14 protein-coding genes are annotated in these 15,989 nt (G+C 45.4%); 5 read left to right on the top strand and 9 right to left on the bottom strand.

What is annotated here, in order from left to right:
• Window positions 1-82 precede the first annotated feature (82 nt).
• From ACQCT5_RS18955 to ACQCT5_RS18935, 5 genes are all read right to left on the bottom strand, one after another.
• Window positions 83-2,029: an ABC transporter permease gene (locus ACQCT5_RS18955; protein ID WP_499644165.1), complete on the bottom strand. Its 1,947-nt coding sequence runs from the start codon at window positions 2,027-2,029 to the stop codon at window positions 83-85.
• Complete coding sequence (locus tag ACQCT5_RS18950) at window positions 2,019-2,780, bottom strand: ABC transporter ATP-binding protein (protein WP_499644163.1); 762 nt, start codon at window positions 2,778-2,780, stop codon at window positions 2,019-2,021. The genes ACQCT5_RS18955 and ACQCT5_RS18950 overlap by 11 nt, the downstream gene beginning before the upstream one ends.
• 98 nt (window positions 2,781-2,878) lie before the next feature.
• Window positions 2,879-3,883 (bottom strand): sensor histidine kinase, encoded by a 1,005-nt coding sequence (locus ACQCT5_RS18945; protein ID WP_499644161.1) that lies wholly within the window; start codon window positions 3,881-3,883, stop codon window positions 2,879-2,881.
• Entirely contained in the window at window positions 3,880-4,569 is a 690-nt protein-coding gene (locus tag ACQCT5_RS18940; RefSeq protein WP_499644159.1) for a response regulator transcription factor, read from the bottom strand. Before ACQCT5_RS18940 ends, ACQCT5_RS18945 begins: the two co-directional genes overlap by 4 nt.
• Before the next feature lie 62 nt (window positions 4,570-4,631).
• On the bottom strand, window positions 4,632-6,092 hold the full coding sequence (locus ACQCT5_RS18935) for a M20 family peptidase (RefSeq protein WP_499644157.1): 1,461 nt from the start codon (window positions 6,090-6,092) through the stop codon (window positions 4,632-4,634).
• Between the two features lie 181 nt (window positions 6,093-6,273).
• Between ACQCT5_RS18935 and ACQCT5_RS18930 the strand changes: the two genes are divergently transcribed.
• From ACQCT5_RS18930 to ACQCT5_RS18915, 4 genes are all read left to right on the top strand, one after another.
• On the top strand, window positions 6,274-7,245 hold the full coding sequence (locus tag ACQCT5_RS18930; protein ID WP_499644155.1) for a TAXI family TRAP transporter solute-binding subunit: 972 nt from the start codon (window positions 6,274-6,276) through the stop codon (window positions 7,243-7,245).
• Window positions 7,235-7,705, top strand: a complete 471-nt coding sequence (locus ACQCT5_RS18925; RefSeq protein ID WP_499644153.1) for a DUF1850 domain-containing protein — start codon at window positions 7,235-7,237, stop codon at window positions 7,703-7,705. The genes ACQCT5_RS18930 and ACQCT5_RS18925 overlap by 11 nt, the downstream gene beginning before the upstream one ends.
• 26 nt (window positions 7,706-7,731) lie before the next feature.
• Window positions 7,732-9,729 carry a TRAP transporter permease gene (locus ACQCT5_RS18920; RefSeq protein WP_499644294.1) on the top strand — a complete coding sequence of 666 codons (1,998 nt, stop codon included), beginning with the start codon at window positions 7,732-7,734 and terminating at the stop codon, window positions 9,727-9,729.
• Window positions 9,730-9,801: 72 nt separating this feature from the next.
• Window positions 9,802-10,707 (top strand): aminoglycoside phosphotransferase family protein, encoded by a 906-nt coding sequence (locus ACQCT5_RS18915; protein WP_499644151.1) that lies wholly within the window; start codon window positions 9,802-9,804, stop codon window positions 10,705-10,707.
• Between the two features lie 198 nt (window positions 10,708-10,905).
• Here the strand turns inward: ACQCT5_RS18915 and ACQCT5_RS18910 are convergent, their stop codons facing one another.
• The 4 genes from ACQCT5_RS18910 to ACQCT5_RS18895 all read right to left on the bottom strand — a co-directional run bounded on the left by ACQCT5_RS18910 (window position 10,906) and on the right by ACQCT5_RS18895 (window position 14,730).
• Complete coding sequence (locus ACQCT5_RS18910; RefSeq protein WP_499644149.1) at window positions 10,906-11,913, bottom strand: FecCD family ABC transporter permease; 1,008 nt, start codon at window positions 11,911-11,913, stop codon at window positions 10,906-10,908.
• The gene (locus ACQCT5_RS18905; RefSeq protein WP_499644292.1) at window positions 11,910-12,920 is read right to left on the bottom strand and encodes a FecCD family ABC transporter permease; all 1,011 of its coding nucleotides are present in this window, start codon (window positions 12,918-12,920) and stop codon (window positions 11,910-11,912) included. Before ACQCT5_RS18905 ends, ACQCT5_RS18910 begins: the two co-directional genes overlap by 4 nt.
• Window positions 12,921-12,992: 72 nt before the next feature.
• Window positions 12,993-13,934, bottom strand: a complete 942-nt coding sequence (locus ACQCT5_RS18900) for an iron-hydroxamate ABC transporter substrate-binding protein (protein ID WP_499644147.1) — start codon at window positions 13,932-13,934, stop codon at window positions 12,993-12,995.
• Window positions 13,885-14,730, bottom strand: coding sequence for an ABC transporter ATP-binding protein (locus ACQCT5_RS18895; RefSeq protein WP_499644145.1), 846 nt, complete (start codon window positions 14,728-14,730; stop codon window positions 13,885-13,887). Before ACQCT5_RS18895 ends, ACQCT5_RS18900 begins: the two co-directional genes overlap by 50 nt.
• A gap of 198 nt (window positions 14,731-14,928) precedes the next feature.
• On the opposite strand from ACQCT5_RS18895, the gene ACQCT5_RS18890 reads away from it, so the two are divergent.
• On the top strand, window positions 14,929-15,978 hold the full coding sequence (locus tag ACQCT5_RS18890) for an NAD(P)/FAD-dependent oxidoreductase (RefSeq protein WP_499644143.1): 1,050 nt from the start codon (window positions 14,929-14,931) through the stop codon (window positions 15,976-15,978).
• Window positions 15,979-15,989: the final 11 nt, after the last annotated feature.

Raw genomic sequence — 15,989 nt, 5'->3', positions numbered from 1 at the left:
CTACTCTATACGTATATCGGTGGAAGTTGGTTTCAATTAAAAGAAAAACTCCAGCACAAGGACTGGAGTTTCAGACATTTGCTCACAAAGCCTCTTTTATCACCTTTTTATAATACATCACAGACAAGAGTCCGAAGATGGAATAGAGTCCCGTGTAGATGACCATGACAATGATCATTGGAGTCCAGACTTCCTCTCCGAACATGAACCATCCGGATTGGACCGCAAAGTAGCTATGAAGCAGGCCGATAAGCAGAGGGATTCCGAAATTGAACAGTTGTTTGGCCCTTATCCCGCGCAGCAAATCACCTTGTGTGAATCCGAGCTTGCGAAGGATGGTGTAGTTCGACTTTTCCTCTTCACTCTCATCCATCTGTTTGAAATAGAGGATACAGCCGGAAGTGATAAGGAAGGTCAGCCCCAGGAATCCCACAATGAACATGGCAAGGCCCATCGACTTCTTGGTGGCATTGCTCATATCCAGTCGGGAGTCGTGCTCGAATTGCCCAGCCAATCCGGCTTCTGCAAATAGCCTGTTTGCCTTTTCAAGATTGTCTTTTTCCTTGATATCAATTCCGATATAGAAGGAGGACCCTGGTTGAATTTCAGTATTTTTATCTTCTTTCAATTTTTCAAATACCGTCTCATCCACAATTGCTACAGGAAGGCCGCCGTCTGTGAAGTACCAGGAGATGGGATATTCCCTTTCAAGCCCTACATATTTTTGTGGTATGGTTTTTGTTTTCCCTTGCAATTCAATGTTTCCGACATCCTTTAAAGTCATGAATTTCTGCATCAGATCACTATAACCGGTAAATAGTGTTTCTTCCGGTTCCAGGTCCCTAATATTCACTGACACATCACTGACAACCGGAAGGGACATGGATGTTGTATCAAAACTCAGCTCTTCCAGATTGGCATCCATGATATCTTCAACATTGATGCTAACCTGCACCACTTCTATCACAGTTTCCTGGTAGGTAATGTGATTCTCATTCAGTAGCGTCTTATACGTATCTGCCACCTCGGCATCTGTTAAAGAAAAGTCCGCAGGGACACGGTTTTCTGAGGTCTTTTCTGCAGAATAGTAAGAGATATAGCTCAAAGACAGGAGTCCGATGGATAGCGCAGAAACGGTTGTGATGATGGTGAGCAAAAAGGAATTCGACTTCATCCGGAACATGATGGAGGAGAGGGAAAGGACCTCGTTGATATTCAGGTAGCCGTTCTTTTGTTTACGGATCAAATGAAAGATAAATCGAACAGAGCCTTTGTAGAACAGGTAGGTCCCTACAATGACCGAGCCAAGAATATAGATCATGGCAATGAATAGTGCATTCGTTGTGACAAAATCACCATCAAAAAGTTTGGTGCTAATCAAATAGCCGGAAGCAATCAAGCCAATTCCTATTACGCCAATGATCACTTCGAGAACTGAAATCTTCTTGATCTGTTCCTCTGTTGAAGATAAGACGCGAAAAAGGGAGAGGATAGTCTGCTTTTTAATAAAAAGAAAGTTCAACAGCATCAGGCAAACATACAAAATACTGAATACAACTACGGTCTGTGAAAGAGCCTGAGTTGAGAATTGAAGGGTGGCGATGGCATCCACTCCTGTAGACTTGAATAGAATCATGATAATCAATTTGGAAAAAGAAAATCCAACCAAAATTCCGATCACCATGCTCCCAAAATACAAAATAAAATTTTCTGCGCTCAAAATCCGGAAAATCCGTCCTTTCGTCATGCCAATCAATTGAAGAAGTCCGATTTCCTTGCTGCGGCGCTTGATGAATATTTTGTTAGCGTATAAAAGAAAGACTGATACGATGGCCACAAGTAGGATGGATGCCGTCCGGATACCAGCTGCGCCTTTGATGGTTCCTTCCGCTGGGTCCATCGATGGATCGTACTGCAGGGTAACAAAGGCAAAATACAATCCCACACTGAAAATCAATGCAAAAACATACAAATAGTAGTTCCGGAGATTTTTCTTCAAGTTCCGGAAGATCAGCTGATTAACGCTCATACTGCACCCCGCTCAAGACTCCCTGTGTTTTCAGGATATCCTGGAAGAAGTTCTGTCTTGTTTCGTTACCTTTGTTCAATTGTGTGTAGATGGCACCGTCCTTAATGAAGATAACCCGGCTGCAATAGCTTGCCGCTACCGGATCATGGGTCACCATGACGATGGTCGCTTTTCTTTTCTGGTTCAGATCACTCAGTTTATTCAGGAGATCGGAGGCGGATTTTGAATCAAGCGCCCCGGTAGGTTCATCGGCGAAGATAATGCTCGGCTCATGGATGAATGCCCGTGCTGCAGAGGTGCGCTGCTTTTGGCCACCGGATATTTGATTGGGATATTTTTCTTTGAGGTCATAGATTCCCAGTTCATCCGCTACTTTCTTAAAGGTTTCATCCGCTGCATTCCTGGTTATTTTCGAAATGGATAATGGCAGGAGGATATTCTCTTTTACCGTTAAAGTATCAAGAAGGTTATACTCTTGAAAAATGAAGCCGAGATGATATTTACGGAATTCGGCAAGCTGTGTTTCTTTCATTGAGGTAATCTCTTTACCGTCAATCTCAATGGTTCCCTGGCTCACCTTATCTATGGAAGAAAGCACGTTAAGAAGGGTGGTTTTCCCTGAACCGGAGGCTCCCATGATGCTGACAAATTCTCCTTTTTCAATATTCAGGTCGATTCCTCTCAGCACTTCCTGTTTGTTGAATTTATTGCCATAGCTTTTACGGATATTTTCAGCTTTTAATATGGTCATATCTGACACGCTCCTTTTCTGCTTTCATTATAAAAAAGGAGCGCCACTCCCATCGTTTGATTCGGCTTACAAAATGGAAGAAGCAAGTGACAATTTTGTCACTTGCTCATCACACGGACAAATTCATTCTTCTTCGGAAAGGTGAGAGTAAAGGTCGAACCTGATCCTTGGGTTGATACGACATCGATATGGATATGTAACGTGTCTGCCGCTTTCTTTGCGAGATACAAACCCATACCGGTTGAAGCGTGGTCCTGATGATCGGTGGTCGAGGTGAAGCCTTTATCGAAAATCCGGGGCAAATCTCGGAGCGCGATCCCGCGTCCATGGTCTTTTACCTGCAGCACGGTCTGCCCCTCCGATAAAAAGCTGCTGATTTCAATTTCCGACTCCCTGCTGTATTTCACACTGTTGGTCAACAGTTGTCTCAGGATAAAGGAAAGCCATTTGGCATCGGTGAGAACCTCTTTGACCCCAAGCTGCAGATCGAATCCGATTCCTTTTTGGATACACCAAGATTGAAGGGTTTTTATCTCGGTAAAGATAAGGTCTTCCAAATCGGTTTCTTCCATATAAAGATCTTTCTCAATAAAAGGAATGCGCTTCTGGTGGAGCTGCTGATCAAGGAGGAGGTGGATGCGAAGCCACTCATAGGTGAGGGAAGCACGCTTTTTTTCATCCTCCATCCGGTCTATCATCAGCTTCATGGCGGTCAGCGGTGTCTTTACCTCATGGATCCATGCCAAAAGGTCATCCTTTTCCTTATCCAGCAATTGCATATGTTGGTGTGAGTCCTGTTTCAGATGTTCCGATTGACTTCTAAGACTCTCTGCAACAAGTTCTTCAAAAGGACTATCAGGCTTCGGCAGGGCAGAGAGGTCAAGATCATTTCCACGTTCCTTCAGATGTCTATAGAATTCGGTTTCCTTTTTATATCGAAAGAATAAAAATACAAGGAAAAAACTGAAAGACAAAAATAGTATATATAGAACAGACATCAAAGGGATGGATGCGTCGATAAAGGCGACAAAGCTGATGAAAAGATGAAGAAAGGCAACCAGCATGATCCAGCTTAGGCGCTCTCGTAGGAAGGGGGCGATCATGGCGTATTGCCTTCCAAAGCGATATAACCCTGTCCAATCTTTGTTTCAATGCTTCGCCCCAACCCCAGATCCTCCAGTCGTTTTCGCAGGCGGTTGACATTGACGGTCAAGGTGTTGTCACTGACAAAACGCTTATCATTCCACAGCTTATTCATCAGCTCATCCCGGCTGACAATTTTGTTTTTCTGCTCGATCAGCAGCTTCAAAATGAAGATTTCGTTTTTGGTCAGTTCAATGGAACCCATCTCATTGGTAACGGTATTTTTCTCATAGTCGACTGCGGCACCGCACCACGTCTTCAGATTGGTCTGTTCGGTGCTATAGTTATAGACTCTGCGCAGAATTGCCTGTATCTTGGCAATCAGCACATCAAAATGGAAGGGCTTCTGGATATAGTCATCTGCCCCAAATTGCATCGACATCACGACATCGGTCGGATGGTCACGGGAAGACAAAAAGATGATCGGAACATTCGAATGGCTCCGGATCATCCGGCACCAATGGAAGCCATCGTATTTAGGGAGCTGAATATCGATGATGACAAGGTCAGGCTTTATCTCGACAAATTCCTGGAACACGCTGCTGAAATCCGTTACTCCATGTACCTCATAGGACCATTGGGAGAGGCGCTCTTTTACTTCACTGAAAAGGCTTGTATCGTCCTCAATTAAAAATAGCTTAAACAAATTTTGCACCACACTTTTTTAATATGCTTTCCTTCATTGTAGCCGAAGATGCAGCAAAAATTCTATTTATTGGTTTCTTTGATTAACTCTGCATAGAACTTAATAGCATTCAAATAATTGTCGATACTGACATGCTCATTGGTGCCATGCATGCGGTTCAAATCCTCCGCCGTAATCTGTACAGGCAGGAAGCGGTAGGTGTTGTTTGACACCAAGTCGTAATGCTTGGCATCCGACCCTGCAACCATCAGATAGGGGGCGATGATGGCATTTTTATAGACATTCCGTGCTGCCTGTTGGATAGAGGTGAATTCCCAACCGTCCACAGAGGATACTTTGGTGGCCTCGCTGCCGCTGACCGTTATCTTTATTTGTTTATCATCTATTGTTTTCTCAATAAAGCTTTTTACATCCTCTAAGGAGTCACCGGGCATCAGGCGCAGATTGATGACGGCAGACGCTTTTTCCGGCAGCACATTGGACTGTTCGCCTGCTCGGAAAATCGTCGGGGCAATGGTGGTTCGGATCAAGGCTGCAGATGCGGGCTCCTGCAAAAGTATATGTTCAATGACCGGCTTGAAGATCGCTTTATTGGCAAATACATACTTCATTCCCGGGTTCATTTCCGGTGCAACAAACTCAAAAAGATCTTCCCCCGGCCCTCTAAGTTCAGCGTGAAACTGGGTTTCTTCGAGTTTGGCAATCGCCTGGGCGATCCTACCGATATTTGTTTGATTCTTTGGCTGGGAGGAGTGGCCGCCGCTTCCTTCAATGGTCAATTCCGCTGTAGCCGAGCCTTTTTCAGAAACGCCTACAACCCCGACAGGCTGATAAACCCCCGGGACCATGTTTTCCACAATGGCACCTCCTTCATCCATGACAAAATCAAAACGGATGTCTCTATTCTTTAACGTTTCTGCAATCGCCTTCGCACCCTCCTCGCCGCCGATCTCCTCATCAAAGCCAAACATGAAGTACATATCCCGTTTTGGCTGGTATCCCTCTTTAATGAGGTACTCAACAGCCTCCATAATTCCGATGACGCCAATTTTATCATCGAGGGTACCGCGCCCCCAGATGGCATCCTCGGTTACCAATCCGCTGAACGGCTCATGCTCCCAATTTGCTGCTGTCCCTTCGAGAACCGGAACGACATCATAGTGGCTCGTCAGGCCAATTGGGTTCAAGGAGGAGTCGGAACCCTCCCATTTGTAGAGAAGTGCATAATTATTAATCCGCTCTAATGCCAGTTCATCGTGGCTTGAAGGGTAGCTGGTTTGCAGAAATTCAATGAATCTATCAAATTCGCTAAAATCAAATTTTGTACGGTCTTCATAGGAAATAGTTTGATAGGTGATCGCTTCAGATAAATGCTGCAGGGCCCTATCTTTGTCTATTCTTACAGCTGTCGGTTTGGCAGTTGGCTGCTTTGACTCCAGGGTCAGTGCCTGGAAGCCTGTTACGGCTCCAAACAACAAAAGTAGCCCACTGACCGTTCCCATTACCAGTTTTCTCTTTTTCATGTTCCATGCCCCCTTTTCTACTATTTATAGTTCCATACTGAGCGGGAGATTACCTTTCTACGTGAGCAGTATTAACTGAATTGCTTAAATAACCAGAAAAATGTAAAAATTAATTGAAGCCTAACTATTATTCTGCTAAACTAATTTAGAACTATTTTATCTGGCAAAGGGGAGGAATTGGATGAAATTCAAAAAAGTTGGTTCTGTAATTGTAAGCGTTCTATTGTCTAGCACCATGCTGGTAGCCTGTGGGGGGAACGAAAGCTCAGGCAATAAAGAGGATGGCTTGAAGACGAACATTGTCACCATCGCAACGGGTGGTTCATCAGGTCCTTATAATATTATTGGGACAGCCCTTGCAAATGAATATTCCGATGAATTTGGTATCAACTCGAAATCACAAGCAACTGGTGCTTCCGTGGAAAATATCAACTTGATCAAAGAAGGAAAAATCGAAATGGCATTTGTCATGAGTGATGTACTGACAGAAGCAGTGAATGGAACTGGAAACTTCTCTGAAAAAGTGGATAATGTGCAGCAGGTTGCCACTTTGTATCCTAACTATGTTCAGATTGTCACAACAGAGGATTCCGGAATTGAAACGATCGAAGACCTGGTTGGAAAACGTGTAGCTGTAGGGGACCAGAACTCAGGAGTGGAAGTGAACGCACGTAATCTCCTTGCAGGTCATGGTATTACATACGATGATATCCAAGTGGATTACCTCGGCTATGCAGAAGCGGCAGACGGATTGAAGTCAGGTGCAATTGATGCGGCATTTTTAACAAGCGGACTTCCGAATGCATCGGTTCTGGAACTTTCCAAAACGCTTGATATCAAAATGGTGTCTGTAGATCCAGCCAATATCGAAAAAATCGCAAACGATCAGCCATACTTCGTTGCAATGGAAATTCCTGCCGACACATATGGAAATGCGGAAGCTGTTCCGACAGCTGCCATCATGAACGCACTTGTGGTAAGCAGCGAGTTGAGTGAAGACGATGTATACAAGCTGACAAAATCATTCTTTGATAACCTGGAGACGCTTGGCAATGCTCATCAGGCAGCGACTGAAGTATCTTTAGAAAAGGCACAGGAAGGCATGGTGGCGCCGGTCCACCCAGGAGCAAAGAAATTTTACGATGAACAGTAAACGTTTCATGGTGGGGAGCACTGTATTACTTATAGTGCTCCTCGTTCTCCTTTTGGTAAAGGTACCTGTCACTCAGGTTTCCTTTAAAGAGGATAGCTTTTTCCTGAAAGAAGAAACATTTGAGCTTGGCTGGATTCATTCCGTCGAAAAAGAACCGTGGTTTGAAACCTATGAGAGAAGAGATGACGGTCTTTTACTTGTCCGGACACGCTTTAAAACCTTCGGTGCAGGGACTCCATCGACGGGAGAAATCATTCCTTCCAATGATGGCTTTGTCCATATGAAAATCAATCAGAAAATGGAAAACCTTCCATTGAGCGTATCCGAAAATGTGAAAACCACACTCTATCTCGAAGGTCGGTCCATCCCCTTATATACATTCGTGGAAGACTATGAAACTGTAGAAATTAAAGCTATAAAACTACCATTATGGCAGTATCTAAGAGGTGAAAAGAAGTGACAGATTCAAAAAAACAGCACGACAACATAGAAAAGGATGAGATTACAGAAGACAAAAAAGCGGAGATACTGGAAAAGTATGATGCCGAATCAAAGGTGCGTCATTTTGCCAGTAAAAAAACCGTCCTTGTTGTTTCTGCGATTGCCATTCTCTATTCTCTTTTCCATTTATACGTTACCTTTAACCCTATACCTGCACTACAGCAGCGATCGCTTCATGTTGCGGTTGGACTGGCGTTGATTTTCCTTCTTTATCCTACAACAAAAAATCAGGACCGCAGTAAAATAGCCTGGTATGACTGGATCTTATTTGTTCTTGCACTAGGGTCTGCAGGATATCTTATCGTGGAGTACCAAGCGATTGTAACCTCCCGTGGTGGTATTCCAAATACCATGGATATTGTGCTCGCCATTTTGACGGTTCTCCTTGTATTGGAAGGTGCCCGCCGCGTAACAGGTATTATCCTGCCGTTATTGGCGCTGGTGTTCCTGGCATATCCGTTCTTCAGCCATATGAGCTGGATGCCAATCAAGATGATGACACGCCCTTATGACTTGGGAGACATTTTTGGTCAGCTATATTTGAAGACGGAAGGATTATACTCCACTGCCATCGGAGCTTCCGTCAACTTCATCTTTCTTTTTATTTTATTTGGCGCGTTTTTGGCGCGTTCTGGGATGGGTCAATTCTTCAACGACCTTGCCTTGGCGCTTGCAGGGCATAAACAGGGTGGTCCTGCAAAAGTGGCCGTCATCTCCAGTGGTTTCATGGGAAGCATCAACGGAGCGGCAGTTGCAAACGTAGTTGGGACAGGAGCCTTTACCATCCCGCTGATGAAAAGAATCGGGTATTCCAAGAACTTCGCTGGAGCGGTCGAAGCGAGTGCCTCGGTCGGTGGACAGATCCTTCCGCCAATCATGGGTGCCAGCGCCTTCATCATGGCCGAAACCACTGGTGTGGCATATGGAACAATAGCGCTGGCCGCTTTGATTCCGGCTGTGCTCTACTTTTTGGCTGTAATCATGCAGGTGCACTTCAGGGCTGGCAGGGAAAACCTGAAAGGCATTCCGAAGGCTGATCTGCCACGGGTAGGGGAGATCATGAAGGAGCGAGGACATCTGCTGCTGCCGATCGTGTTCCTTATCGTGCTGCTCTATCAAGGGGTTCCGATTGGTCATGCAGCATTTTATACAATCGTTTCCACAGTAGTGGTGGCGGCATTCAGAAAAACAACGCGCATGTCCTTCATGGATATCCTGCAGGCATTGAATGATGGTGCAAGGCAATCTCTATCTGTCATGGTAGCCTGTGCGGTAGTCGGGATCATCATAGGGGTAGTCAGCTTGACAAGCTTTGGGAATGTCATGACATCCTCCATCGCAAGTCTGGGAGCAGGATCCTTGTTCCTGACGCTGTTTTTTACGATGATTGCATCCATGATCTTGGGAATGGGACTGCCTAGCATCCCTGCCTATATCATCACGGCAACGATGGCGGCACCTGCCTTAGCAGAATTTGGGATTCCGATCCTGATTGCCCATATGTTCGTGTTCTACTTCGGGATTTTTGCCAATATCACCCCACCGGTGGCCCTGGCAGCCTTTGCGGGAGCGGGTATATCAGGTGGAGACCCGATGCGCACAGGGTTCACAGCATTGAAATTATCTGCTGCCGGATTCCTGATTCCTTATCTGTTCGTCTATAATCCAGCGATGCTGATGATCGATGCAACAGATGCGGCGGTCAATGCAAAGGAATTCCCAATGGCATCTATACTAGATATCACCATGATCACCATTACAGCGGTGGTGGGAATCATTGCATTGAGCGCATCTATTGAAGGATATTTCCGAACCAGCCTGAACGCACTGTTACGTATTGTGCTGGGAGCCGGGGCATTGATGATGATCATTCCGGAAACCTTTACAGATATAGCAGGAGTCATCATCGTCACATCAATTTTCATCCTTAATTTCATTCAGGAAAAGAAAGAACGGCCGAACAATATTAATATAGGTGTATAAGCAATAGCTCAGAAAGGCATGCCGGGAGAGAGTGGCATGCCTTTTTATGATTAGAAGGGGGAGTAGCAAGCTATGAATATTCCAGAATGGTTTCAAAAGAAAATGGTAGTTGTTTTCGGTGAAGCGGGAAAGGTATGGCTGACAAATGTGGCGTCGACTATACAGTTCTGTGAAAAAGAATGGAAGCTGCAGATTGAAGGTCCGGTTTCCAACCTATCTTACAACTATGTTTTACATGCCAAGGATGGGGAGGGTAGTCCTGTTATGCTGAAGCTTGGTGTTCCTTCTTTTGATTTTTCGAATGAGATTCGCACGCTTAATGTGTATGGAGGAAAGGGGTGTGCCAGACTGTTGAAGGTGGATGAGGAGCGTGGTGCCATGCTGCTCGAGAAGCTTTTGCCAGGTACGATGCTGTCTGGGGAAAAAGATGAAAAGGCTGCCGTCCATCAGTTTTTGGTGGTGTGGAAGGCGATTCGCAGACCGGTTCCTGAAGAGTGCCAAAGTCCGACCATCCTTGACTGGGCATCGGGGCTAAGCCGCTATCACAACATGCATCCAGATGGGAATGGCCCCATTGAAGCACGTTACATAGAGATGGCTCAAGGATATTTTGCAGAAATAATGGAAACCACAAAAGGGATGGAGTTACTTCACGGAGATCTTCATCATGAAAACATACTTTACGATGAGGAAAAAGGCTGGCTTGCCATCGATCCGAAAGGGGTGGTGGGGGATCCGTATTTTGACCTTATTTCCTTCATGACCAACCATCTGTTAACAAAGGAAAATCCAAAACAGCTGCTATTACAACGGGTGGAGTGGATTACAGAAGAATTATCGCTTAATCTAGAGCGACTCTTGAAGGCTGGCGTAGCCATGGGGATCCTCTCCACCTGCTGGAGCTTAGAAGACCATGATCCGGAGTGGGAGCAGGCGTACACTTGTGCAAAGTGGTTTATGGAACTGTTGCTAGACTAATAATTTAATAATAGATGGAGGGATGCATCTTATAAATGTTACCTTCCATCTATAGTTTGTTAAAGCCCCGAATGATGCCCTCACCGGCCACAAAATAAGGTAGTGAAGGAATCAAAAGCTCCGAATGATGCCCTCATTCCCAGTAAGATGAGTCATGACAGCCTCATAAGAATTTTCCTTGGAGTCAGGACCCGCTATTTACTTCTTCAACAACAAATACATGAAGTACGGTGCGCCAATTAACGCGACCATTATACCGGCAGGAATGCCGCTTGGATCGACGAGGTTGCGACCTAAAGTGTCTGCAAAGAGGAGCAGCCAGCCGCCGATCAGGATTGCTACCGGCAAGAAAAGCTGGTTTCTCGGACCGACGAGCGCTTTGGCGATGTGAGGAGCCATCAGCCCGACAAATGCGATGCCTCCTGTTACAGAAACGGCGGAGGCTGCAAGTGCTACAGCGGTAAAGAGCATGATCAGCCGCTCTTTTTCCACTGCTAGGCCGACTCCCACCGATACCGGTTCATTCAATGCCAACAGGTTAAGTCTATTCGCCTTATAAAGGGTAAACGGAATAAGTACAATCAGCCATGGAAGAAGAGCCAGTATGAACGGCCAGTCCGTCCCCCAGATGTTTCCTGCCAGCCATTTTGCAATAAAGTCCACTTTTTCCCTGTCTGCACTGGAAATAAGGACAACCATAATCCCTGAGAGGGCCATGGAGAATCCGACACCTGTCAGCACAAGTCGGACCGGCTGCAGTCCTGTCTGCTTGCTGTAGGCAAAGAGATAAATCAGGCAGGCTGTAAGCAATGCCCCTATAAAAGCTACAAGTGGGAGAATGTAGACAAAGGATCCCGCTTCAATTGGGACATATAGGAAAAATACAGTGATAGCCACTCCGGCGCCAGTATTAATCCCGATAATGCCAGGGTCGGCCAGATCGTTCCGGGTGATTCCTTGCAGGATGCTCCCCGCTAACGCTAGCGTCATTCCAGCCAAAAATGTAATGATGATTCTTGGCAGCCGAATGGAAAATAGGACAAATTCTTCCTTGAAGGTACCGTTTCCGAGCAATGTAGGCAGTAGTCGATTATAGGACACAGAGGAGTAGCCGATCCCGATTCCTACGACGACCGTTAGAAGAACAAGCAAAGCAAGCAAAACAAGGATCAAGCGCTGCTTTCTGATCAAAGATGGATGTATCATGAGAATTCCTTGCCCCCTTTACGTACGATGATGAGGAAGAAAGGCAATCCAAGCAGTGCCACGATGGCTGCTACAGGTGTCTCGAATGGAGCGTTCAATGTCCGGCCAACTGTATCGGCAAGTAGCATGAATGTAGCACCAACTACTGCAGACATCGGTAGAATGAAACGATAATCCGTCCCCACAATCGCACGGACAATATGGGGGATCATCAATCCGATAAAGGCCATATTCCCGACAAGTGCCACAGAGGCTCCTGCCAGCAACACAATAACGATGAAAAGCACCGATTTTACCAGCACCGTCTTTTGTCCAAGTCCGACTGCGACCTCTTCACTCAAGCTTAGGATCGTCAGCTGCCTGGAGAGATAGATGGAGATCAGAATCCCAACTGTAATGAAAGGAACGATGATCTGTAGCTGTGACCAGTTCGTACCGATGATTCCACCGGCCGTCCACATCGAAACATCCTTGGATATTTTAAAATAGAGCCCCACCCCTTCTGCAATCGCAAACAGGAAGGCGGAAACAGCAGCACCGGCCAGCACGATGCGAAAAGGGGAAAAGCCGCCACGCTTCATGGCTCCGATTCCAAAAACCATCGTCGCTCCAACTGCCGCTCCGATAAAGCACGCAATCATAATACCGAAGTAATTGGTGGAAGGTGAAAATGCGAGTGTTACCGCCAGCGCTGCATTTGCTCCAGCAGTAAGCCCGAGTAGTCCGGGGTCAGCGAGCGGGTTTCTCGTCATTCCTTGCATGATGGCACCGGAGACGGATAATGCCGCCCCAACAAAAATAGCCGCCACTTCACGGGGAAGGCGGATTTCACGAATCATCGTAGATTTTTCGTCCAAACTAGTTGCAGTTAGGGCTGCCCAGACATCCTTCATTGAGGTTTCAGCAGCTCCAAAAAGCATCGCAACCAGAAATGTTCCGACAAATACCACAATTCCAGCGATAAGTTTTATGAGAAATGGAATGCTTCTTTGTTTTTCATTCATCATCATGTTCATCTTTTCTATTATAGATTAAGAGGGATTCCCATCAATCTAGAATCCCTCTCGCCATCATTCATATTATCTACCTAAAAATTTATCCTGGAAGAATTCCAGTTGAAACTCTAGAGAAATAGGATCGTTAAAATAGAATTCCTTTGCATTTACTTCATATAGCTGACCATTTTTTACAGCAGGGATATTTTTGTATGTTTCTGTTTCCTGGAAGGAAGTGTCGCCGTCTGAATTTTTACTGAAAATGACGTAGTCGCCAGCAAACTCAGGTAGTACTTCAAAGGACAATGTGTAGTAGCCGTCCTTAAGTGCGGTTTGCTTCACTTTTTCCGGCATATTCAGTTTCATTTCCTGATAAAGGATTTCGGTTCCGCGAGCCCAGTTGTCGCCGAATACATAAAGCTCTTTATCGAAGTTTTCAATAACCGAAACTGTTGCGTCCTCTCCGATTTTCGCTTTGATCTCATCACCGGCAGCAGCTGCACGCTGTTTGAAGTCGTCAATCCAATCCTGTGCTTCTTTTTCCTTGTTTAGAAGCTTTCCGATTTCAAGGTGCTGTGTGAGGTAATCCAATTTACCGTATGTAAAAGTTACCGTAGGGGCAATTTCATTCAATTTTTCAACGTTTTTGATTGTTGAAAGTCCGATGATTAAATCCGGATCCAATTCAATGATTTTCTCCAGGTCTTCATCAGTTACCTGTTCCACGCCTTCCAAATATTCAGCGTAGCGGGGATTCATCGCAGACCAGGAGTCTACTCCAACAAGATCTACATCGAGTGCCATGACGTTACCTGCAAATGAGGAAAGAACGATGACACGCTCAGGGTTTGCCGGTACTTCTACAGGGCCGTTTTCTGATTCATAGGTGATGGTTTCAGCAGAACCTTCCTTGTTGGTATCTTCAGATGCTGCATTATTGTTGTTATTGTTGTTATTACTGTTACCGCATGCCGCACTAACAACCAGTAAGAGCAGGAATACGAATGGTACTAGAATTTTCTTCATGGGTATTTTCTCCTTTAAGTAAATTATAAGTGATACACATTGGTTTATCGGTTCGCGGATCTCTTCCGATGACGGCGTCAATCTGGAACACTTCTCTTAACACATCGGGATGGATGACTTCCTCACAATTCCCCGCCTTGATAATATGACCATCCTTTAAGGCAATCAAGTAATCGGCGAAGCGGGCAGCCTGATTAAGATCATGCAGGACCATGACGATGGTTCGTCCTTGTTCCCGGTTCAGACGCTGCAAAAGCTCTAGCACCTCCAGCTGGTGAGCCATATCAAGATAGGTGGTAGGTTCATCGAGGAAAATTATTTCCGTTTCCTGAGCCAGGGCCATGGCAATCCATACACGCTGACGCTGCCCACCTGAGAGGGAATCGACTGGCCGGTATTTGAATTCTAGGGTACCGGTTTCCTGAAGGGCCCAATCGATCACTTCATAATCCTTTTTGGACAGACGACCAAAACCTTTTTGATGAGGAAATCGGCCATAGGAAACGAGCTCTCCGACTGTCAGTCCACTTGCACTTTCCGGAGTTTGTGGAAGAATAGCCATCTTTTTTGCGAGCAATTTGGTATTCTCGCGTGAAATATCCTGGCCGTCTAGGACCACAGTCCCGGATTGCTGGGAAATGATGCGAGTGATCGCTTTCAAAAGTGTCGACTTTCCACAGCCATTGGAGCCGATAATGGTTGTAATCTGCTTGTCAGGAATCTCTACTGAAAGATCCTTGACGATGAGACGCTCACCATAGCCAATGTTTAATTCGTTTGTGTAAAGTCTCACCATGCTGACCCCTCCCAATGTTTGAAAATATGTAAAAAATAAACAATTGATAATGATTATCAATGTCGGTACATTTATACTATAAAACCAACTAATTCTTCTGTCAACCGTTTTTTGTGTTGTAAAAGTAGAAAGAAAGTCGTATATTTGAGTGAGAATGATAATCAATTACTCTTTTCGGGGATACGAGGGGTGTGCTATATGAGGGAAATGGATATATATGATGTAACAGTAATAGGCGGCGGACCGGCAGGATTATACTCAGCCTTTTATAGCGGACTGAGGGAAATGAAAACAAAAATAATCGAGTATCAGCCACAGCTCGGTGGTAAAATTCATGTCTATCCTGAAAAAGTGATTTGGGATGTTGGGGGTCAGACCCCGATACCAGGCGCAAAATTAATTGAACAGCTCGTCCAGCAGGGGATGACGTTCAATCCGGAGGTCGTGCTGAACGAAAAGGTGGATTCTATCTCAAAGGATGAAGAGGGAATCTTTGTTCTCCAAACAGCGTCAGGGCAGAAGCATTATTCGAAAACGGTGATCGTCGCAGTCGGGAGTGGTATTCTTAACCCGCAAAGGCTCAATATTGAAGGGGCGGAACGGTTCGAAGTTTCCAATCTTAACTATACGGTTAAATCCTTAAAGCATTTCCGGGATAAAACTGTCATTATTTCAGGCGGTGGAAACACGGCTATAGACTGGGCGAATGAACTCGAGCCTATTGCGAAAAAGGTGTATCTGACTTGCCGAAAGGACGCTTTAGGCGGGCATGAAGCACAGGTTAAACAGCTTTTGAACAGCTCTGTTGAATGCATGTTCCAAACCACCATTACAAAGCTGATTGCCGATTCCAATCAGGAAGAGATCGAAAAAGTGGAGCTGACGAATTCGGAAACAGAGGAGATCTGTTATCTAAAGATTGATGAAGTGATTATCAACCACGGGTACGAACAGGACGCAAGCCTTTTGCAGAACAGTGATTTGAACATAGAGATAGCGGAAAACTTTTACGTAGCGGGCAATGCCAACAGTGAGTCATCGGTAGAGGGCCTGTATGCAGCAGGGGATATCCTGAAGCATGATGGAAAGCTGCACTTGATTTCAGGTGCTTTCCAGGATGCTGCCAATGCAGTGAATAAAGCGAAGCAGTACATCCAACCAACCGCACCTGGAGCGGCGATGGTATCGTCCCATAACGATGTCTTCAAAAAACGCAATCGCCAGCTCGTTAAGGAAATGATGAAATAGCATGAAAAGGG

The sequence above is a fragment of the Sutcliffiella halmapala genome (genome assembly GCF_050107295.1).
GTDB classification, from domain to species: domain Bacteria; phylum Bacillota; class Bacilli; order Bacillales; family Bacillaceae_I; genus Sutcliffiella_A; species Sutcliffiella_A halmapala_A.
Note: the sequence above shows the minus strand (reverse complement) of the source record. Positions and strands in the feature narration are given on the sequence as shown.